Here is a 20,491-nt window from a genome sequence, read left to right as displayed (position 1 = left end):
GGCTTATTTTCCCGCCTTGGCTTCGAGCCGCATGAGCATCAGCCGCGCGCTCGCCAGCACGAAGAACGTGAGCACGAACAGCAGCAGGCCGAGCAGGATCAGGCTCGACTGGTGCAGCCCGTCGCTCTCCTGGAATTCGGAGGCGATGGCGGCCGAGATCGTGGTGCCCGGTGCGAAGATCGAGGATGAGATACGGAACGAGTTGCCGATGATGAAGGTCACCGCCATCGTTTCGCCGAGCGCACGCCCCAGCGCCAGCATGACGCCGCCGATCACGCCGACACGGGTGTAGGGAATGACGACGCTGCGCACGACCTCCCAGGTGGTGCAGCCGACCCCGTAGGCGGCTTCCTTCAGCACCGGCGGGACCGTCTTGAACACGTCGACCGAGATCGAGGTGATGAACGGAAGCACCATGATCGCCAGGATCAGCGAGGCGTTGAACAGGCTGAGATAGGACGGCGGACCGGCGAAGATGTCCTGCAGCACGGGGATGCCGGCGCAGAGATTGATCATGAACGGCTGGAACGTATAGGCCAGGAACGGCCCCAGCACGAAGAAGCCCCACATGCCGTAGATGATCGAGGGAATGCCGGCGAGCAGCTCGATGGCAAGTCCGATCGGACGGCGCAGCCATTGCGGGCAGAGCTCGGTGAGGAAGATCGCAATGCCCAGACCGACCGGAATGGCGATCAGCATCGCGATGAAGGACGTGACCAAGGTGCCGTAGATCGGGCCGAGCGCCCCGAGCACCGGCGGATCGGCCGACGGCGCCCAGCGCCGCGTCCACAGGAATTCGAAGCCATATTCTCTCATGGCCGGCCATGCGCCGACGATGAGCGACAGGATGATGCCGCCCAGGATCAACAGGACGGAGATCGCGGACAGCCGCGTGATCCAATAGAAGGTCACGTCGCCGAGCTTGAAGGCGCTGAGCGCGCGTGCCCGGTCATAGGGGCCGGCAGCAGCCGCGATATCGCTGACTTCGGTCTGAACCGCCATCTCTGCCAATTCTGCCCCCTGTTCCTTGGACACGCCTCAACCCCGGTAGCGCCCCTCCCCCGGAGGCCGGGAGAGGGGGATTTTCGATACGTCCAGCTCAGCTCTTGATGTCGGCCGACCAGGTCTTCTCGATCAGCTTCACGACGCTGTCGGGCATCGGGATGTAGTCGAGCTCCTCAGCCATCTTGGCGCCCTTCTCGAACGACCACTTGAAGAACTTGATGGCTTCGCCGGACGCCGCCTTGTCGGCCGGCTCCTTGTGCATCAGGATGAAGGTCGCCGCCGTCATCGGCCAGGACTTGTCGCCGGGCTGGTTGGCGAGGATCACGTAGTAGCCCGGGGCCTTGGCCCAGTCGGCATTCGCGGCCGCGGCCTGGAAGGCCTCGACGGTCGGCTGCACGGTCTTGCCGGCCTTGTTGATCATGCCGGTGTAGGTGAGCTTGTTCTGCTTGGCATAGGCGTACTCGACATAGCCGATCGAGTTCTTGGTCTGGCCGATGTTGCCGGACACACCCTCATTGCCCTTGGCGCCGACACCGACCGGCCACTCGACGGCGGTGTTGAAGCCGATCTTGCTCTTCCAGTCTGCGCTGACCTCGGAGAGGTAGTAGGTGAAGTTGAAGGTCGTGCCCGAACCGTCGGAGCGGCGCACCACGGCAATCGCGTCGGACGGCAGCTTGACGTTGGGGTTCAGCTTCTTGATCGCGGCGTCATCCCACTTGGTGATCTTGCCGAGATAGATGTTGGCGAGCGTCTCGCCGTCCAGCACCATCTCGCCCGGCTTCACGCCCTCGAGGTTGACGACCGGCACGATGCCGCCCATCACCATCGGCCACTGCACCAGGCCGTCCTTCTCGAGCTGCTCGGCCTTGAGCGGCGCATCGGTGGCGCCGAAGGTGACGGTCTTGGCCTGGATCTGCTTGATGCCGCCGCCGGAGCCGATCGACTGGTAGTTCAGACCGTTGCCGGTCTCCTTCTTGTAGGCGTCGGCCCACTTGGAATAGATCGGGAACGGGAACGTCGCGCCCGCACCGGTGATGTCGGCAGCGAACGCCGACGTCGATGCGGCGACCAAGCCGGCAGCGACGATAGCTTTGATGAAATTCATAGCTGGTCTCCATGCTTGGGAAGCGAAGCGCCATCTGCGCCCGATTGCGCTTCCCCGGCCGCTTTACGGGGCCTCAGTGTGGCTTTTATAAAGGTTCGATGACAGTCGGATGACAGTCACAAGCCGTTGATAATTCTAGGTATTTAGATTTTCATCCGAGTTTTTACGGATCGAGGGCGGTCGTTCGGGGAGGCATCGCCCCTGGCCTTTCGCAAGCATCGCTCAATCAAGATGGGCCTCCTTTGCCCGTGTCGCCCGCCGCACCTTTCGGTGTCGTCCCGGCCTTGCGCAGGGACCCATAGCCACCGGCGGATGTGGCCGGACGGGATCGGTCGACCATCGTGCCTCGCACGCCTCCCTGGAGTTTTCGGTCCCGGATCGGCGCACGCGGTGCGCGCTTGTCCGGGACGACGCCATGAGGATTGGGTTGGCGCCGTTGGCCAACGAGACACGATCTCGCCGTCTCGCGGCTGGTGAGACCCGAGTGATGCATTCGTCGTGTCCCTCTGAACAACGAGAGGGCGCGAGGAAGGCCGGACCTCGGCTGAGGCCCGTGGCCCGCCTGCTCAAAAGAATGCAGGCGGCAGGTACCACAGGTACAGCCGGACAGACCCGGCCTTCCCCGCGCGACGGTGTTAACGGTGTCCTTCGTGCTCTCCCTGGGGATCGGCTTTCTTGCCCCCATCGCCCGCGCGTGCCGTCAAGCAACGACCACGGACTTGACCTCAGCATCGAGAGGCCAGGACCACACGACTTCGCCGTCCGTGCCGCCTGCGCTCGTCTGGCACAGCCGTCACGTCCATCGCAGCCCGCCTCCACGTTCGTGACGACGCGTACGTCCCTCTGCTCGAGGCGGGTTGCACGCAAGAGACCACGATTTCCGAAAAATAGCAAGATAATTATTTTTCTCAGAACATGATCCGCCCTCCCCCCGCACGCGGGCATCGGCTCAATCCGGCTTGGGCGGCTCGATCCAGATCCCCGGGTCGGAATGGGCGCGGATGTGGTCGACGAGGAAATCGGCGAACACCCTGATCTTGGCCGGAAGCCTGACGCGGTTCTGGTAGGCGATGTTCATCGTCAAGAGCGGCAGCTCCCAGTCGAGCAGGACCGGCACCAGCCTGCCGGCCAGAATGTCGCTCTGCACGATGTAGAGCGGCTGGATCAGGATGCCGAGCCCGGCAAGCGCCGCCCCCTTGATCACCTGGCCGTCATTGCTGTCGAGCGTCGGCGCGATCCGAATGCTCTGGGCTGTCGCGCCGTTGCGCAGGGACAGGGAATACGGATCATTGGCAAGATTGTAGATCAGCATGTCGTGGCGCACGAGATCACCGGGAACGACGGGACAGCCACGGCTCGCGAGATAGGACGGCGCCGCCGCCAGCACGCGCCGCATCTGCCCGATGCGACGGACGACGATGCCCGAGTCCGGCTCATGCTCGCGGGTGCGGATCGCCACGTCGATGCCCGCCTCAATGAAATCCGGATAGCGGTTGGCGGCGATGATCTGCAGGTTCAGCTTCGGATACATCGCGCGGAACGCCGGCAGCATCGGCGCGAGATAGATCGTCGCGAACGACAGCGAGCTGGTGACGCGCAGCATGCCCTGCGGCGACAGCGCGCGATCGCTGACGGCATCCTCGGCCTCGGCCAGCTCGTTGAGCAGCGGGCCGCAGCGCTGCAGCAGTTCCTGCCCGGCTTCGGTCAGCCAGAGACGGCGCGTGTTGCGCTCGATCAGGCGCACCGCGAGCCGTTCCTCCAGCGCGCTGAGATGCCGGCTCGCCGCGGCGTTGGACATCCGTAAGGACTCGGCGGCCTTGGACAGGCTGCCCAGCTCGGCCGTCCGGGAAAACACCTCGAGTTGGAGCAGACGGTCCATTGTTACGCTAAGCGGAAAACAGAGTTACAATTTTTGTCCTTTATTTCCATTTCCTGCAAGGCAAAATCGTCCGACAAGAACAAAGCCCAAGAACAAAGCTCAGGTGAGGACGCTGGAATGACGGGGCCGATCAGGCACATCGTGATGTGGCGGCTGCGCGCCGAGACGGCCGCCGAGCGCGCGGCGGCCCGGCTCAAGGTCAAAACCCTGTTCGAGGGCCTCAAGGGCCGCATCGACGGCCTGACCCACATCGAGGTCGGTCTCGATGTCAGCGACGTCGACTATGCCTGCGACGTCGTCCTGTTCTCCGAATTTGCCAGCAGCGCCGCGCTGCGGGCCTATGCCTCGCATCCCGAGCACCTGCGCGTGCGCGAGGAGCTCGGCGACCTCAGGATCGGCCGCTTCCAGGTCGATTATCCCATCGCTGCAGCGCCCCGCGCGTGACGGAGGCGTTCACCTTCGACGGCCTGCCCGGCCGCGGGCCCGGCACGTGAAGCAAGCAACGGACGGCATCGATGTCATTTCCTGATAAGCGCCTCGCCTTCATCGGCATCGGCAAGATCGGCCTGCCGATCGCGGCGCGGCTTGCCAAGGCCGGCTATGACGTCACCGCGTTCGATCCCAACGCCGCCCGGCTCGATGAGGCACGTGCGCTCGGCATGGCCGCCGCGTCGTCCGCGACGGAGGCGGTGCGCGACCATGCCGTGGTCATCTCGTCGCTGCCCGACGACGCCGCACTGCGCGCGGCGATGCTCGGCAGCAACGGACTGATCGCGGTCATGGCGCCGGGCGCGATCCTGATCGAGACCAGCACCGTCGGCGTCGACGCGTCGAGCGCAGTCGCTGTCGCCGCCAACGCCCGCGACGTCGCCTATCTGCGCACGCCGATCTCAGGCAATGCCAGCATCGCCCACACCGGCGAGCTGACGTGCTTCGTGTCCGGTCCAAGAGAGGCGTTCACCCTGATCACGCCGGTGCTGGCCGGCTTCACGCGCGCGCAGACCTATCTGGGCGCGGCGGAAGAGGCGCGCTACGCCAAGCTCGCCGTCAACCTGATGATCGCGACGACGGCGGCGATGATGGCCGAAAGCCTCGCCCTCGCACGCAAGGGCGGCATCGCCTGGCCCGACATTCTGCAGGTGCTGCATGACAGCGCAGTCGCCTCGCCGATGGTGAAGTACAAGACCGCGCCGCTGCTGGCGCGCGACTTTGCCGCGACGTTCTCCTGCGCGCAGATGGCCAAGGATCTCGATCTGATTCTCGGCGCCGGCCATGCCGTCGGCGTGCCGCTGCAGCTCGCGGCGCAGGTCCGTGAGACCTATGGCGCGCTGATCGCGTCAGGCGATGCCGACACCGACTTCCTCGCCACCGTCCGGCATGTCGAGCGGCTGTCCGGGCTCGGCGAGCCTCTCTGAAAGGAGCCGCCTCTTGCGCAACTTCAACGAGACCACGATCACAGATGCCGTGCTCGAACGCCTGGCGGGCGCGCGTGATGCGCGGATCAAACAGGTCAGCGAGGCGCTGGTGCGGCATCTCCATGCCTTCGTGCGCGAGGTCCGTCCGACCCAGCAGGAATGGGAATACGGCATCGACTTCCTGACCCGCACCGGCCAGATGTGCGACGACAAGCGCCAGGGGTTCATCCTGCTGTCGGATACGCTCGGCGTTTCGATGCTGGTCGACGCCATCAATCATCCGGTGCCGGAAGGCGCCACCGAGACCACGGTGCTCGGCCCCTTCTTCGTCCAGGCGGCGCCAGAACGCGCCAACGGCGACGATATCGCGGGCCCGATGAAAGGCGATCCGCTGCTGGTGACCGGCTCGGTGTCGAGCGCGGACGGCGCGCCGCTGGCAGGCGCCGTGGTCGACGTCTGGCACTCCGACGACGACGGCTATTACGACGTGCAGCGGCTCGAGCAGATCGGCGATCTCGCCATGCGCGCGCGCTTCCACACCGACGCCGACGGCCGCTTCCATTTCTGGTCGATCAAGCCCGCCGCCTATCCGATCCCCAACGACGGGCCGGTCGGCGACATGCTCACGGCGCAGGGCCGGCATCCGTGGCGGCCGGCGCATGTGCATTTCATGATCTCGGCGCCCGGCTTCGAGCGGCTGGTGACGCATGTGTTCGTGGCCGGCGACCAGTATCTCGATTCCGACGTCGTGTTCGGCGTCAAGGACAGCCTGATCCGCGACTTCACGCGCTGCCCGCCGGGCCGTGCGCCAGATGGCCGCATGGTGGCGCAGGGATATTTCCATCTCAACTATGATTTCGGCCTGAAACGGCTTGCGGAGCGCGCCAATCAGGTTTGAGCTGAGCGGACGACAAGGACCGTCAAGAGTCCTGTCATCGTCGAGGAAGCGGACGGGAGGAATGATGGAGTTGCGGGTCGGCACCGGCGCATTGGCCGAGCGGCTTTCGAACCTGATCGGGCCACGCGCGAGTCTCGCGCGGGGCGTGCTGGATCAGCACGGCCGGAGCGAGTCGTACTATCCGGCGATGCCGCCCGACATCGTCGTGTTTCCCGAGACGACGCAGGAGGTCGCCGACATCGTCAGGCTGTGCGCCGAGGCTGCCACGCCGATCGTGCCGTTCGGCGCCGGCACGTCGCTCGAAGGCAACGCTGCGGCTGTCGCGGGCGGGGTCTGTTTCGACTTCGCCCGCATGAACAAGGTGCTGGCCGTGCATGACGCCGACATGGACGTCGTGGTGCAGCCCGGCATCACCCGCAAGCAGCTCAATGCGGCGCTGCGCACGACCGGCCTGTTCTTTCCGATCGATCCCGGCGCCGACGCCTCGATCGGCGGCATGAGTTCGACCCGTGCCTCCGGGACCATGGCGGTGCGCTACGGCACCATGAAGGACAACGTCCTCGCATTGGAGGTGGTTCTGGCCGACGGCCGGGTGATCCACACCGCGAAGCGTGCGCGCAAATCCGCCGCCGGCTACGACCTGACACGGCTGTTCGTCGGATCGGAGGGGACACTCGGCGTGATCACCGAGATCACGCTGAAGCTGCATCCCCTGCCCCAGGCGATCTCGGCCGCAACCTGCAGCTTCCCGACTTTGCACGACGCGGTCGACACAGCGATCGCGCTGATCCAGTCGGCCGTCCCCGCCGCCCGCATCGAGCTCGTCGATGACGTCATGATGCGCGGCATCAATGCCTATTCGAAGCTCGGCTATCAGGAGACGCCGACCCTGTTCCTGGAATTCCACGGCTCCGAGGCCGCCGTCGCCGAGCAGGCGCAGACGGCGGAGGCGATCGCGATCGAGCATGGCGGCCGCGGCTTCGCCTGGGCCAAGGCGGCCGAGGACCGCAGCCGGCTCTGGCACGCCCGCGACAATACGCTGTACGCCGGCCTCGGCCTGCGGCCGGGCGCCCGCGCCGTCATCACCGATGTCTGCGTGCCGATCTCCCGGCTGGCCGAATGCCTTACCGAAACGCGCCGGGACGCCGACGCCAACGGCTTCCTCGCACCGATCGTCGGCCATGTCGGCGACGGCAATTTCCACATGCTGATCCTGATCGATCCAAGCGATGAAAGCGAGCTCGCCGGCGCCAAGGCGCTGCAGGCCCGTATGGTGGCGCGCGCGATCGCGATGGACGGCACCTGCACCGGCGAGCACGGCATTGGCCTCGGAAAGGTCGACTATCTCGAGGACGAGCTCGGCGAAGCCGTCGCGGTGATGCGCGCCATCAAGGCCGCGCTCGATCCGGATGGCCTGATGAATCCGGGCAAGATCTTCGCCGGCGGAGCGCAGGCATGAGCGCCGCAGCCGCCATCGCATCCCCATCGCCTGCGCCGCTGCTGGAGCTGCGCGGGATCAGCAAGACGTTTCCCGGCGTCAAGGCGCTGGACGACGTCTCGTTTGCGATCTACCCGGGCGAAGTCCACATGCTGCTCGGCGAGAACGGCGCCGGCAAATCCAGCCTGATGAAGATCCTGTGCGGCGCCTATAGCGCCGATGCGGGTGAGGTCTATTACAAGGGTAAGAAGGTTGCGATCGCCTCGACGGCCGATGCGCAAGACCTCGGCATCGCCGTGATCTTCCAGGAATTCTCGCTGGTGCCATTCCTCGACATCGCGCAGAACATCTATCTCGGCCGCGAGCCGAAGGGCCGCCTGCCCGGCACCATCGACCGCCGCAAGATCCTGGCCGACGCCAAGCGCGTGCTCGACAGCATCGGCTTCGACATCGATCCTTCTGTCATCGTCGACACGCTCGGCGTCGCGCAGCAGCAGATGGTCGAGATTGCGAAAGCGATCAGCCAGAATGCGCGGATCCTGGTGATGGACGAGCCGACGGCGGCGTTGTCCGACCGCGAGGCGGAGCTATTGTTCGCGCTGATCCGACGGCTCAAGGCGGACGGCGTGGCGATCGTCTACATCTCGCACCGCATGGCCGAGGTGTTCGCGCTTGGTGACCGCATCACCGTGCTGCGCGACGGCCGCCGCATCGGCGATGTCAGCCCCGCCGACGTCACGCCCGACCAGCTCGTGCGCATGATGGTCGGCCGCAATGTCGACATGACCTATCCGCGCCAGTTCGCGGAAGCACCCGGCGAGCTGCTGCTCGAGGTCAAGGGACTGAGCGCCACAACCGGGATCGCCGACATCAACATCGAGGTGCGGCGGGGCGAGATCGTCGGCCTGTGCGGCCTCGTCGGCTCCGGCCGCACCGAGGTGGCGCGCGCGATCTTCGGCGCCGATCCCGTCAGCGAAGGCGAGATCATCTTCGACGGCAGGCCGATCGCGGGCGAGCCCGACATCGCGGCCCGCCGCGGCATCGCGCTGATCCCCGAGAGCCGCAAGAGCGAGGGCCTGGCGCTGCTGCGCTCGGTCGGCGACAACCTCGTGGTCTCGGCGCTGAAGAAGCTGTTTCCCAGCGGGCTCTACGATCCCCGCGGCGCACAGCGCACGGCGGACGGGCTGATCCGGCAATTGCGCATCGCAACACCGAATGCGCGGCAGACGGTCGGCCTGCTCTCGGGCGGCAACCAGCAGAAGGTCGTGATCGGCAAGTGGCTGGCGGCAGGCGCCAGGCTGTTCATCTTCGACGAGCCGACGCGCGGCATCGACGTCGGCGCCAAGTCCGAGATCTTCGCGCTGATCGACCGGCTGGTCGCCGATGGCGCGGCCGCGCTGATGATCTCGTCCGAGCAGATCGAGATCTGCCACGTCTGCGACCGCGCCTATGTCATGCGCGAAGGCCGCATCGCCGGGCACCTGGCGCGCAGCGAGCTGACCGAGGAGAATATCGTGCGACTGGGGATGCATGATGAGTGACGCCACCATCGTCGCGCCGCTCCGAACGCTGCAGCGCATCCCGGGCGTGGCGATCGTGCTGGTGCTGTTGATCGCGCTGTTCGGCGCGATCGCGCCGGGCTTCCTGTCGGCCGCGAACCTGTCCAACGTGCTGGTGCAGTCGACGATCCTGACCATGCTCGCGCTGCCGATGACCCTGATCATCATGACCGAAGGGCTCGACCTGTCGATGGGCGCGGTGCTGACGCTGACCTCGCTCTGCGTCGCCATCGTCTCGCTCGCGACCAAGTCCGTGCTGCTGGGCCTCGGCGCCGCGGTGCTGGTCGGCACGGCGTTCGGCACCGTCAATGGCTGGCTGGTCGCGATCGTCGGGATTCCGCCGTTCGTGGCCACCCTCGCCACGCTCGGCATGGCGCAGGGCCTGTCGCTGATCGTGAGCGACGGCCAGAGCGTGGTCGGCATTCCCCACGGCGTGCGCGACATCTATTCGGCGACGCTGCTCGGCATCCCCGTGCCGATCGTGATGGGGCTTTTGACCTACGCTGCGTTTCACGGCCTGCTCTATCACACCAGGTTCGGCACCTACATCTTCGCGCTCGGCGGCAATCGCGAGGCGCTGCGCTATGCCGGCCTGTCGCCGACACGACTCCTGATCGCGGTCTACGCGATCGGCGGCACGATGGCTGGCATCGCCGGTCTGCTGATGACCGCGCGGATGAATTCGGGACATCCGACCGCAGGGCTCGGGATGGAGTTCGACGCCATCGCGGCGGTCGCGGTCGGCGGCACCTCGTTCGAGCGCGGCAATGGCTGGCTGCTCGGCACCGTGCTCGGCGTCGTCGCCGTCGGCGTGCTGCGCAACGGACTCAATTTGGTATCGCTGCCGTCCTCGGTGCAGGTCGCGAGCGTCGGCGCGCTGGTCATCATCGCGATGTTCCTCGACGGCCTGCGGAGCCGGTCATGACCGACATCGCCAAGGACACGCTGCCGCCGCCGCGCTCGCTCCTGTCGCAGAACGCCGCGCAGGTGTTCTATCGGATGCTCGCCGCGCTGCTGATCTGCGCGGCGCTGACCGTGCTGAGCGACTCCTTCCTCAGCCTCGGCAACATCCTCAACGTGCTCAGGCAGGCGAGCCTGACCTTCTTCATCGCCTCCGGCCTCACCCTGGTGGTGCTGACCGCCGGCCTCGATCTGTCGGTCGGCGCCAACGTTGCCTTGTCGGCGTGTCTCGCCGGCACCGTGATCCATCAGACCGGCTCGCCCGCACTCGGGATCCTGACCGGGCTGCTCGCCGGCGGCAGCGTCGGCTTCCTCAATGGCTTCATGGTCACGGCGCTGCGCATCCCCTCCTTCATCGCCACCTACGGCATGCTCTGGGTGCTGAACGGCGTCACCTACTGGTACATGGCGGGCGAGACGATCCACGGCTTTCCCGCGGGCTTCCGCCAGATCGGCAGCGGCTATCTGCTCGGGCTGCCGATCCCGGTCTATCTGCTGCTGGTGTTTCTCGCGATCGGATCGTTCTTCGCGCAACGCACGATCTGGGGCCAGGAGATCTACGCCATCGGCGCCAATCCGGTCGCGGCCCGGTTGTCCGGCATTCCGGTCGCGCGCCGGCTGCTGCTCGTCTACACCGTCTCCGGCACCATGGCCGGGCTCGCCTCCATCATCTTCCTGTCGCGGCTCAACTCCGCCGAAGCCGACATCGGCGAGAGCCTGACCTTGCCGGCCATTGCCGCGGTGCTGATCGGCGGCACCTCGCTGTTCGGCGGCGTCGGCACGGTGTTCGGCACCTTCATCGGCGCCCTGATCCTGACGCTGGTGCTGAACGGCATGAACCTGCTCGCGATCAGCGCCAACTGGCAGCCGCTCGTCACCGGAATCATCGTGATCGTCGCCGTCTGGCTCGACATGAAGACCCGGCGCCGGGCGCAATGAACCTGGAAGACAACCAAAAAACGAGGGAAGGAAACGATATGCAACAACGGATCACGCGCTGTCTCGCTCTGTCACTTCTGATCGCCGCAGGCGCGACGCAGGCCCGCGCCGACGGCGAGACCATCGCCGTCTTCACCAAGAACCAGACCAATCCGTTCTTCCAGACGGTGCGCGTCGGCGCCGACAACATGGCGAAGGTCCTCAACGCCAAGATCCTGCACTACATCCCGACCAAGTCGGACTCGATCCCCGAGCAGCTCAGCCAGATCGAGGACGTCGTGGTAAAGAAGCCGAGCGCGATCGTGTTCACGCCGGTCGACTACAAGGCGATGGTGCCCGGGGTCGAGAAGATCAACGACGCCAAGATCCCCGTCGTCAACATCACCGACCGCTCCGCCGGCGGCAAGTTCGTCGCCTTCGTCGGCGCCGACGACTACAGCCTGGGCCTCGAGACCGGACGTTTCCTGCTCAAGACGCTCGGCGGCAAGGGCAACATCGTCATCATCGAAGGCGTCAAGGGCTCGCTGACCAATGTCGACCGCGTCCGCGGCTTCAACGACGCGCTCAAGGAGAACCCCGGCGCCAAGCTGCTGGCGTCGCAGCCCGGCAACTATCAGCGCCTGCAGGCCCTGCAGGTGATGGAGAACCTGATGCAGTCCAATGCGCAGATCGACGGCGTGCTCGCCGCCAACGACGCCATGGCGGTCGGCGCGATCGAGGCGCTGGACGGCGCCGGCCGCAAGGCGCAGGTGATCGGCATCAACGGCACCAAGGAGGCGATCGACGCCATCAAGTCCGGCAAGCTGCTCGCCAGCGGCGACTACAACGGCTTCGCCCAAGGCTGCCTCGGCACCATGATGGCCGTCCGCGCATTGCGCGGCCAGCCCGTCATCAACGAGATCGTGCTGAAGCCGACCGTCATCACCAAGGACAACTATCAGCCGTTCGACGTGACGCTGGAGCAGCGCACCTGCCCGAGCTTCGAGGATGCAGGCAAGCTCAGCGCGAAATAGGATCAGCCATCAGTCGGGAAGCAGGACGGCACGCAGCCGTCCTGCTTCACTTTGCGGAGAGAATTCATGCTGTTTGCGATTCACGCGCTCGACAAGCGGGACGCGCTGCCGGTCCGGCTTGCCAACTACGACGCGCACAAGGCCTATCTCGGCGACAGCGCCCGCCTGCCCGTCACCATCGTGATGTCCGGCCCGCTCGTCTCCGACGATGGTTCGACGATGATCGGAAGCCTGTTCCTGGTCGAGGCTCCCGGCCGCGCCGAGGTCGAAGCGTTCAACCGCGCCGACCCGTTTGCCGCGGCCGGGATCTGGGAGAAGGTGACGATCACCGGGTTCCTGCGGCGCCAGGGTTAATCCGACTGCGTCACGCGGATCTCAGCAGTTGCAGTTTCCGCCGTCACCCGGAATCTGGAAATTGTCAGGTGTGGACGCAAAACAATCTCGAGATTCCGGGTTCAAGGCCCGCGGCCTTGCCCCGGAATGACGGTGGTTGCGACGCAGTAGTACCAGTCACCCCTTCAGCTCGACGCCGGCCAGCGCCTCGCTCAGCTTCGCCAGCGCCGTGTGATCCTGCCCGGGTCCGAGCATCCCCTGCGCGCTGGCGCTGAGCTCGCGGCAGAGGTTGGAGAACGGCGCGGCGACGCCGGCTGCACGCGCGACCTCGAGCGCGATCGACAGGTCCTTCACCATCAGGTCGAGCCCGAAGCCGCTGTTGAATTGGCGCGACAGCACGAACTGCTTGAACTTCTTCTGCGTCGAGTTGTTCATGCCGGTCGAGGCGTTGAGCACGTCGGTCATCAGGCCGGGGTCGATGCCGAACTGCTGGCCGATCAGCAGCGCCTCGACGCCGATCAGGAAGCCACCGGCCGAGACGAGGTTGTTGAGCGCCTTCATCGCCTGGCCCGAGCCGAGGCCGCCGATGCGGTGGATCGTGGTGCCCATGGCGCGCAGCAGCGGCTCGACGCGGTCGAGCGCGCCCGGCTCGCCGCCGGCCATGATCGCGAGCTCGCCGGTCACGGCGCGCGGCACGCCGCCGCTGACGGGCGCATCGAGCATGGTGACGCCGAGCGGGGCGAGATCGGCGGCGATCGCCTGCGTCGCCGACGGCGCGCCGGAGCTCATGTCGATGACGATGTGATCGCGCGTCAGGCCGGCGCGCAGTGCGCCGGCGGCGTCCGCGACATGTTTGCTGGTCGGCAGCATCGTGATGATGACATCCGCCTGCCCCGCCGCGGCCGCGAGGTCGCCGGCCTCGACACCGCCAACCTTGGCGACGAACTCAGCAGCCCGCCCGCGCACGGCGTCATTGACGGCGACCGCAAAGCCGGCGCCGAGCAGGCGCGCGGCCATCGGCCAGCCCATGTTGCCGATGCCGACGAACAGGACCCTTTGCGGCGCGCTCATGCGCCGTCCTTCTTGGCGATGGCACCTTCCGCGACCAGCACCTCGTGCGCGGCCTTGAACGCCTCGAGGCCCGCGGGAATGCCGCAATAGACGGTCGCGTGCAGCAGGATCTCCTTGATCTCGTCGACCGTGACGCCGTTGGTGAGCGCGCCCTTGACGTGCAGCTTCAGCTCGCTCGGCTTGCTGAGCGCGGTCAGCATCGCGAGATTGATGATGCTGCGGGTGCGGCGATCCAGTCCTGGCCGGGTCCAGGCATAGCCCCAGCACATTTCGGTGGTGATGTGCTGGAAGGCCATCATGAAGTCGTCGGCCTTGGCGAGGCTGCCATCGACATAGGCCGCGCCGAGCACCTCGCGGCGCACCTTCAGGCCCTTCTCGAACAGTTCTTTTTCGTCGCTCATCCGCTCGTCTCCTTCTGCAAACCCTGATGTCGTCTCGCTGTTTGAGCATGATCTCCGCGCAAACGCCTTCGGCGTTTGTCGCGAGGGACAACCGGCTTCCACTTTTCCGGATCCTGCTCTGGCGCCTCGCCGCGCGGACTGACAACGACAACGCCGGGCGGCATTGTCAGTGACGTCCGCACGGCGGAACTGATCGGAACTCCCACTCCGCTAGCCGTGCTTGACGATCAGGGTCTTCATCGCGGCAAGCTCGTACAGCGCCTCGAACCCCTTCTCGCGGCCGTGTCCCGATTTCTTCATGCCGCCGAACGGCAGCTCGATGCCGCCGCCGGCGCCGTAGCCATTGACGAACATCTGGCCGACCTTGACCTTGCGCGCGACGCGCATCGCTCGCGAGCCGTCGCCCGACCAGACGCCGGCGACCAGGCCGAAATCGGTGGCGTTGGCGAGCCTGACGGCGTCGGCCTCGTCGTCGAACGGCATCGCCGCCAGCACCGGACCGAACACCTCCTCGCGCGCCAGCTCGGAGTCGCGCGCGACGTGCTGATACAGCGCCGGCGCCACATAGAAGCCCTCGCTCGGCACGCCCTCGGCGATCCTGCCGGTCGCCACGCGCCTGGCGCCGCCGCTTTCGGCACGCGCCAGCATGTTTTCGATCCGCGTCTTCTGGACCGCGCTGATGACCGGACCAAGATCGAGATCCATCTCCGGCGTGCCGGCCGTGATCTTCTCGAAGCGGAGCGTAAGGTCGGCCAGGAAGCGGTCCCAGATCGAGCGCTCCACCAGCACGCGCGAGCCGGCCGAGCAGGTCTGGCCGGCGTTCTGCACGATCGCCGCGGCCACCGAGGTCAGCGCGGCATCGAGATCGGCGTCGGCGAACACGATCTGCGGCGACTTGCCGCCGAGTTCGAGCGTGCAGCCGATGTGGTTCCTCGCGGCCGCCGTCTGCACGAGCGTGCCGACCTCCGGGCTGCCGGTGAAGGAGATGAAATCGATGCCGTCATGCGCCGACAGCGCCGCACCCGCCTCCTCGCCAAGACCCGGCACGACGTTGATCGCACCGGCCGGGAAGCCGGCTTCCGCCGCGAGCTCGGCAAGACGCAGCGGCACCAGGCAGGCCTCCTCGGCCGGCTTGATCACGGTCGCGTTGCCCATCGCCAGCGCCGGCGCGACGGTGCGGCCGAACATCTGCCCCGGATAGTTCCACGGAATGATATGGCCGGTGACGCCGAGCGGCTCGTACACCGTGGTGACGAAGAAGCCGTCGAGAAACGGGATGGTGTCGCCATGCACCTTGTCGGCGGCGCCGCCGTAATATTCGAAATAGCGCGCGACCGCGACAACGTCCGCCTTGGCCTGCTTCATCGGCTTGCCGGTATCGGCCGCTTCGAGCTTCGCGAGCTCCTCGGCATTGTCCTCGACGAGGCGGCCGAGCTTCGACAACAGGCGCCCGCGGTCCACCGCGGCGAGCCGGCCCCACGGGCCTTCCAGCGCGCGGCGCGCCGCCGCCACGGCAAGATCGATGTCGGCCGCGTCACCGGCGGCAATCGAGGCGATCACCTGTCCGGTCGCCGGCGCCAGCATCGCAATGGTGCGGCCCGACTGCGCGGGCTGCCACTTGTTCTCGATGAAGACGCCCTTGGCGGCAGGCAGTTTGACATTGGCGTTCATGGCAGCTCTCCGACTTCCTTTGCAGCTCGTCCGCGGGTCATATCAGACCTCGGCACGGCGCATCCCCTCGCGGCCGCGCGACAGCCGGTCGGCAATGGAGGCGTGTCACCAGGGCCGGACTGACCGGCCCCTCTCTCCGTTTGCGCTGCAGCGGTCATGATGCCCGATGGATGCGTCCGACGTTTCTGTCAGACAATCCGGGAGCCGTCCAGAACGGGACGTGGGGCGCACGAGAACGTGCGGCGCGCGGCCCTGCGGGACTCGCGCGCGATCGGCCGCGACATGATCGTCGCAAGGCTCGTCATCTGGCTGACCGCCCGGTCCGCCAGGCGGTCGGGAACGCTCGTGGCCGGCGCGCGATTACGCGCCGGTTCTCGCCTTGCTCGCCGCGATCTGGTGCAGCGCCCATCTCGCATTCTTGCGCACGTCGGGATCGAGATCGTCGGCGACCAGCGCGAGGTACGGCTCGCCGTCGGGCGCAGCGATCTCGCCCAGCGCAGCCGCCGCCTCCTTGCGCAGATTGGCCTGCTCGTGGGTGATGCAATGGCCGATCGGCCGCACCGCATGCAGCACCTTCATACGTCCGAGGCTGCGGATCGCCTTCAGGCGCACCTGCCAGAACTCATCCGCCAGGCAGGCGATCAACGGATCGGCGGCGACTGCACCATTGACGTTGAGCCCGAGCGTCTCGGCCGCCATCTCCCGCACCATCCAGTCGGAATCCTTGAGCGCGCGGGTGATGGTCTCCGCGGCGATCTTCATGTGCGAGAAGGCGAGCGCGCTGACCGCCGCGCGCCGGACATGCGCATCGGGATCACTGATCAGCGCCGTCAGCGCCGGAATCGACTCCTCGAGCTTGAGGAAGCCGATGACGCCGATCGCCTGCACGCGGACCGCGGCATCCGGATCCTGCAGCGCCTCCAGCGCCGGCTTGAGCGTGTCCTTGCGCCGCAGCTCCTTCAGCGCGCGCAGCGCGCCCATCCGGACGAAGGCGTGGGCATGCTTCACCAGCGGCAGGATGGCGTCGGCCGAAGCGGGATCCTTGAACTCGGCGAGACTGTCGGCGGCTGCCGATGCGACGATCCGCTCGGGATCGACGAGCAATTGGACCAGCGCCTCCGCCGCCTCCGGCCCGTCGAACTCGCCGAGCGCCATGGCGACCTGCTGGCGCACGCCGGCGTCGGGATCGACGACCATCTTCGCCAGATGCGCGACCGCGGCGGGATCGCCGGAATGTCCCAACGCGATGATCGCGACCCGCCGCTCCGCCGGATCGGCAGCACCGAGCCGCTCGTCGGCGTCGTCGAGATCGTCATAGGCTTCGAACGGGCTCGACATGGTCACCTCAACAGATAGGGAATGTTGACGGTGACGGCGCCGGTCGGGCAATCCGCCTCGCAGGGCATGCAGTACCAGCATTCGTCATAGGCCATGAAGGCCTTGCCGGTCATGTCGCTGATCCGGAGCACATCGAGCGGGCAGACGTCGACGCAGACCGTGCAGCCCTTGTCGGCGATGCATTTGGCGTCGTCGACGACGACCGGGACCGACGTCTGATAGGTTGCAAGAGGCATGTCTCGTTCTCCTTCTGATCGTCAGGCGCTGGCGCGGATGCGCTGCTTGTCGTAGAGGTCCTTCTCATCGTCCGCGATCGGCACGACATAGGGCTGCACCGCCCGCTTCTCGCTGGTCATGCGGCCGTCCAGCTTGCTCAGCAGCGTGTGACAGAACCAGTTCTCGTTGTCCTTGTCCGGAAAATCGGTGCGCCAGTGATAGAGCCCCCAACGGCTCTCCTCGCGGAACAGCGAGGCATGGGCGGCCATGTCCGCGCAATCCATGATCGACTGTACCTCCAGTGCGCGCAGCAATTCATGCGCGTTGCGTGCGATCATGCGCTCCTGCATGTCCTCGCGGACCTCGGCGAGCCGGCGCATCCCGAGCTCGTACTTCCGCGTCACCTTCGGCGGCTGCAGATAGTCGTTGACCAGGCGCCGCGTCTTGTACTCGATCTGGTTCGGCGGAATGCCATCCTCGCGCTTCGTCGGCGCCAGCACGCGCTCGCGCTCCAGCGCGATCTCGGCGGCATCGATGTCGCCGAAATCATGATTGTCGGCGAACTCCATCGCGTCGAGCCCGGCGAACGAACCGTTGGTGAATGCGCCCAACATATAGTTGTGCGGAACGCTGGCCATGTCGCCGGCCGCATAGAGCCCGGGGACGGTCGTGCGGGCATTGTCGTCGACGAACACGCCCGACGCGCTGTGGCCGGAGCAGAAGCCGATCTCCGAGATGTGCATCTCGATCGATTCCTTGCGGTAGTCGACGCCGCGGCCCTCCTGAAACAGCCCCCGCGTGGGCCGCTCGACCTTGTGCAGGGTGTGCTCGATCTCCTCGATGGTCTTGTCGTGCAGGTGCTTGAGCTGCAGGAACACCGGCCCCTTGCCGGACAGCAGCTCGTTGTAGAATTCCAGCATCATCTGGCCCGACCAATAGTCGCATTCGATGAAGCGGCGATCCTCGTTGTTGGCGGTATAGGCGCCGAAGGGACCGGCGACATAGGCGCAGGCCGGACCGTTGTAGTCCTTGATCAGCGGATTGATCTGGAAGCATTCGAGATTGGCGAGCGCCGCGCCCGCGTGATAGGCCATCGCATAGCCGTCGCCGGAATTGGCGGCATTCTCATAGGTGCCGAACATGTATCCCGAGGTCGGCAGGCCGAGCCGTCCCGCCGCGCCCATGCACAGGATGACGGCCTTGGCCTTGATCACCAGCATCTCGGCGGTGCGGGTGTTGACGCTGACGGCGCCGGCGATGCGGCCATCGCTCGACTTCAAGAGCCGCGTCGCCATGTAGCGGTTGGAGATCAGGATGCGTGCGCGGCGCAGTTGCCGGTACAGCGCCTTCTTGACGGTCTCGCCGTTCGGCATCGGCAGCACGTAGGTGCCGATGTGGTGCACCTTCTTGACGGCATAGTCGCCGTTCTCGTTCTTGAGGAAGCGGATGCCGAAGCTGTCGAGCTCCTCGATGATCCCGTAGCAGCTCTGGGCGTATTTGTAGACCGCCTTCTGATCGACGATGCCGTCATTGGCGATCGTGATCTCCTTGGTGTATTGCTCCGGCGTTGCATAGCCGGGGATGACGGCGTTGTTCAGGCCGTCCATGCCCATCGAGATCGCGCCGGAGCGCTTGACGTTCGCCTTCTCCAGCAGAACGACGTTCGCCTTGGGATTCTTCAACTTGGCCTTCAGGGCAGCCATCGGGCCGGCGGTGCCGCCGCCGATCACCAGCACGTCGCAGGACACCTCCGAGAGGCCGTCGACGATCTCATCCATTGCCATTCTAAGCTCCTGCTTGGCCGGGGTCACACCGGTCCGGACCAGACTTGTTCAGCGGGGGCACCCGGCGATAGCAATTAGTTGTCGCCTGAGCGCATTTCTTCGCGCCGGCCAATCAGCGCTCGACGAACGCCTTCTCGACCACGAAATGGCCGGGCGTGCTGTGGTTGCCTTCGACGAAGCCGCGGCCCTCCAGCATGGCCTGGAGCTCGGCCAACATCGCCGGGCTGCCGCAGAGCATGACGCGGTCGGTCTCGACATCGAGGTCGGGCCCGCCGATGTCGGCGAACATCTGCCCCGATGCGATCAGGTCGGTGATGCGGCCGCGGTTGCGGAACGGCTCGCGGGTCACCGTGGGGTAATGAAGCAGCCGGTTCCGGACCAGCGGTCCGAGGAATTCGTGGCCGCGCAGGCCATCGACGAGCTGCTCGCCATAGGCGAGCTCCGAGACCTGGCGGCAGCCGTGGGCCAGCACGATGGTCTCATAGGTCTCGTAGATGTCGGGATCCTTGACCAGGCTGGCGAACGGCGCCAGCCCGGTGCCGGTCGACAGCAGCAGCAGACGCCTGCCCGGAATCAGGTTGCCCGCGATCAGCGTTCCCGTCGCCTTGCGCCCCACCAGGATGCGATCGCCCTCTTTGATCTTCTGCAGCCGGGAGGTCAGCGGCCCGTCCGCTACCTTGATGCTGAAGAACTCCAGCTCCTCCTCGTGATTGGCGCTCGCCATGCTGTAGGCGCGCATCAGCGGCCGGCCGTCGACCTCGAGCCCGATCATCGCGAACTGCCCGTTCTGGAAGCGGAAGCCGGGATCCCGCGTGGCGGTGAAGCTGAACAGCGAATCGGTCCAGTGCCGGACCGACAACACCGTCTCGGTCTGAAAAGCGCTCATCGTCGTCTCCTGAGGCGTGGGGCGCGCCGTGTGCGGTTGCTGACGACGATGTCGCGGAAACGGCGCGGTTCGGCAATTTCGAACGCGCCGCGGCGGTGGATTAGTTGCAAAGATTGTTCCGCGGGAAGGCGAGCGCGCGGCAACGAAGCACCTCGCGCTCCACATTCCGTCGAACAAGGCAATTAGTTGCTGGGGGCCCTGGTCCGTCTCCCCTAGCGTGACGACGCCGGCTTCGGCACAACCAGGAGGCGCCATGATTCCAGCCGATACCCTCAACAGCGAAGTCAGTCCCGACCTGGCGTCGTTACGGCTGCGGAATGCCGGCGGCGCTCCCGCCGAGCTGTCCGCCGAACGGCTGCGGCTGTCCTGCATGTGCGCGCATTGCAGGCGGGCCCGCCTCGACGGCCGCTTCCCGGCGCAGTTTCCCGGGATCGGCATCGTCGGGGTCGGAGATCTCGGTTACGGCTTGAACATCGCGTTTTCCGACGGCCACAATCGCGGCATCTATCCGAAATCATACCTTTGGGAACTCGTTGCCGCCTGAGGTGCGTCGCGCGGTGACGGATGGCACGAACATTGC

At 66.2% G+C, this 20,491-nt stretch carries 19 protein-coding genes and 1 pseudogene; 10 read left to right on the top strand and 10 right to left on the bottom strand.

From position 1 onward, the window contains the following. Nucleotides 1-3 precede the first annotated feature (3 nt). From pstC to ACQR13_RS28305, 3 genes are all read right to left on the bottom strand, one after another. Nucleotides 4-1,002: a phosphate ABC transporter permease subunit PstC gene (gene pstC / locus ACQR13_RS28315; protein WP_315713507.1), complete on the bottom strand. Its 999-nt coding sequence runs from the start codon at nt 1,000-1,002 to the stop codon at nt 4-6. Between the two features lie 97 nt (nt 1,003-1,099). Continuing rightward, nucleotides 1,100-2,110 carry a phosphate ABC transporter substrate-binding protein PstS gene (pstS, locus tag ACQR13_RS28310; RefSeq protein ID WP_315713508.1) on the bottom strand — a complete coding sequence of 337 codons (1,011 nt, stop codon included), beginning with the start codon at nt 2,108-2,110 and terminating at the stop codon, nt 1,100-1,102. Between the two features lie 949 nt (nt 2,111-3,059). Further along, nucleotides 3,060-3,989: a LysR family transcriptional regulator gene (locus ACQR13_RS28305; protein WP_315752365.1), complete on the bottom strand. Its 930-nt coding sequence runs from the start codon at nt 3,987-3,989 to the stop codon at nt 3,060-3,062. A 117-nt stretch (nt 3,990-4,106) separates the two neighbouring features. Here ACQR13_RS28305 and ACQR13_RS28300 point away from each other — a divergent pair, with 117 nt between their 5' ends. The 9 genes and pseudogenes from ACQR13_RS28300 to ACQR13_RS28260 all read left to right on the top strand — a co-directional run bounded on the left by ACQR13_RS28300 (nt 4,107) and on the right by ACQR13_RS28260 (nt 12,565). After that, nucleotides 4,107-4,433 carry a Dabb family protein gene (locus tag ACQR13_RS28300; RefSeq protein ID WP_315713510.1) on the top strand — a complete coding sequence of 109 codons (327 nt, stop codon included), beginning with the start codon at nt 4,107-4,109 and terminating at the stop codon, nt 4,431-4,433. Between the two features lie 68 nt (nt 4,434-4,501). Then, a pseudogene (locus ACQR13_RS28295) lies at nt 4,502-5,404 on the top strand (NAD(P)-dependent oxidoreductase); the annotation flags it as partial. 13 nt (nt 5,405-5,417) lie between these two features. Continuing rightward, complete coding sequence (locus tag ACQR13_RS28290) at nt 5,418-6,302, top strand: intradiol ring-cleavage dioxygenase (RefSeq protein ID WP_316192816.1); 885 nt, start codon at nt 5,418-5,420, stop codon at nt 6,300-6,302. A 64-nt stretch (nt 6,303-6,366) separates the two neighbouring features. Then, complete coding sequence (locus ACQR13_RS28285; protein WP_316166180.1) at nt 6,367-7,761, top strand: FAD-linked oxidase C-terminal domain-containing protein; 1,395 nt, start codon at nt 6,367-6,369, stop codon at nt 7,759-7,761. Beyond that, complete coding sequence (locus ACQR13_RS28280) at nt 7,758-9,281, top strand: sugar ABC transporter ATP-binding protein (protein WP_316165907.1); 1,524 nt, start codon at nt 7,758-7,760, stop codon at nt 9,279-9,281. Before ACQR13_RS28285 ends, ACQR13_RS28280 begins: the two co-directional genes overlap by 4 nt. Next, nucleotides 9,274-10,224, top strand: a complete 951-nt coding sequence (locus ACQR13_RS28275) for an ABC transporter permease (RefSeq protein ID WP_315713513.1) — start codon at nt 9,274-9,276, stop codon at nt 10,222-10,224. Before ACQR13_RS28280 ends, ACQR13_RS28275 begins: the two co-directional genes overlap by 8 nt. Beyond that, the gene (locus ACQR13_RS28270) at nt 10,221-11,198 is read left to right on the top strand and encodes an ABC transporter permease (protein ID WP_316169848.1); all 978 of its coding nucleotides are present in this window, start codon (nt 10,221-10,223) and stop codon (nt 11,196-11,198) included. Before ACQR13_RS28275 ends, ACQR13_RS28270 begins: the two co-directional genes overlap by 4 nt. Before the next feature lie 38 nt (nt 11,199-11,236). Next, nucleotides 11,237-12,211, top strand: a complete 975-nt coding sequence (locus ACQR13_RS28265) for a sugar ABC transporter substrate-binding protein (protein WP_316192815.1) — start codon at nt 11,237-11,239, stop codon at nt 12,209-12,211. 66 nt (nt 12,212-12,277) lie between these two features. Next, nucleotides 12,278-12,565: a YciI family protein gene (locus tag ACQR13_RS28260; RefSeq protein WP_315752359.1), complete on the top strand. Its 288-nt coding sequence runs from the start codon at nt 12,278-12,280 to the stop codon at nt 12,563-12,565. Between the two features lie 156 nt (nt 12,566-12,721). Here ACQR13_RS28260 and ACQR13_RS28255 read toward each other — a convergent pair whose 3' ends face one another. From ACQR13_RS28255 to ACQR13_RS28225, 7 genes are all read right to left on the bottom strand, one after another. After that, nucleotides 12,722-13,615 (bottom strand): NAD(P)-dependent oxidoreductase, encoded by an 894-nt coding sequence (locus tag ACQR13_RS28255; protein WP_434863466.1) that lies wholly within the window; start codon nt 13,613-13,615, stop codon nt 12,722-12,724. Then, on the bottom strand, nt 13,612-14,016 hold the full coding sequence (locus tag ACQR13_RS28250; RefSeq protein ID WP_315713518.1) for a carboxymuconolactone decarboxylase family protein: 405 nt from the start codon (nt 14,014-14,016) through the stop codon (nt 13,612-13,614). Before ACQR13_RS28250 ends, ACQR13_RS28255 begins: the two co-directional genes overlap by 4 nt. Before the next feature lie 210 nt (nt 14,017-14,226). Beyond that, the gene (locus ACQR13_RS28245) at nt 14,227-15,687 is read right to left on the bottom strand and encodes an aldehyde dehydrogenase family protein (RefSeq protein WP_315769591.1); all 1,461 of its coding nucleotides are present in this window, start codon (nt 15,685-15,687) and stop codon (nt 14,227-14,229) included. Between the two features lie 360 nt (nt 15,688-16,047). Continuing rightward, the gene (locus ACQR13_RS28240; RefSeq protein ID WP_434863465.1) at nt 16,048-17,025 is read right to left on the bottom strand and encodes a HEAT repeat domain-containing protein; all 978 of its coding nucleotides are present in this window, start codon (nt 17,023-17,025) and stop codon (nt 16,048-16,050) included. A gap of 2 nt (nt 17,026-17,027) precedes the next feature. Beyond that, nucleotides 17,028-17,261, bottom strand: coding sequence for a 4Fe-4S dicluster domain-containing protein (locus tag ACQR13_RS28235; RefSeq protein WP_006609939.1), 234 nt, complete (start codon nt 17,259-17,261; stop codon nt 17,028-17,030). A 21-nt stretch (nt 17,262-17,282) separates the two neighbouring features. Beyond that, nucleotides 17,283-19,025: a fumarate reductase/succinate dehydrogenase flavoprotein subunit gene (locus ACQR13_RS28230; protein WP_315752355.1), complete on the bottom strand. Its 1,743-nt coding sequence runs from the start codon at nt 19,023-19,025 to the stop codon at nt 17,283-17,285. A 112-nt stretch (nt 19,026-19,137) separates the two neighbouring features. Then, nucleotides 19,138-19,911 (bottom strand): ferredoxin--NADP reductase, encoded by a 774-nt coding sequence (locus ACQR13_RS28225; RefSeq protein WP_315752354.1) that lies wholly within the window; start codon nt 19,909-19,911, stop codon nt 19,138-19,140. A gap of 253 nt (nt 19,912-20,164) precedes the next feature. Between ACQR13_RS28225 and ACQR13_RS28220 the strand changes: the two genes are divergently transcribed. Continuing rightward, nucleotides 20,165-20,455 carry a gamma-butyrobetaine hydroxylase-like domain-containing protein gene (locus tag ACQR13_RS28220; RefSeq protein ID WP_315713523.1) on the top strand — a complete coding sequence of 97 codons (291 nt, stop codon included), beginning with the start codon at nt 20,165-20,167 and terminating at the stop codon, nt 20,453-20,455. The last annotated feature ends 36 nt before the right edge of the window (nt 20,456-20,491 follow it).

The sequence above is a fragment of the Bradyrhizobium sp. HKCCYLRH3059 genome, assembly GCF_051168035.1.
In the GTDB taxonomy this organism is placed as follows: domain Bacteria; phylum Pseudomonadota; class Alphaproteobacteria; order Rhizobiales; family Xanthobacteraceae; genus Bradyrhizobium.
Note: the sequence above shows the minus strand (reverse complement) of the source record. Positions and strands in the feature narration are given on the sequence as shown.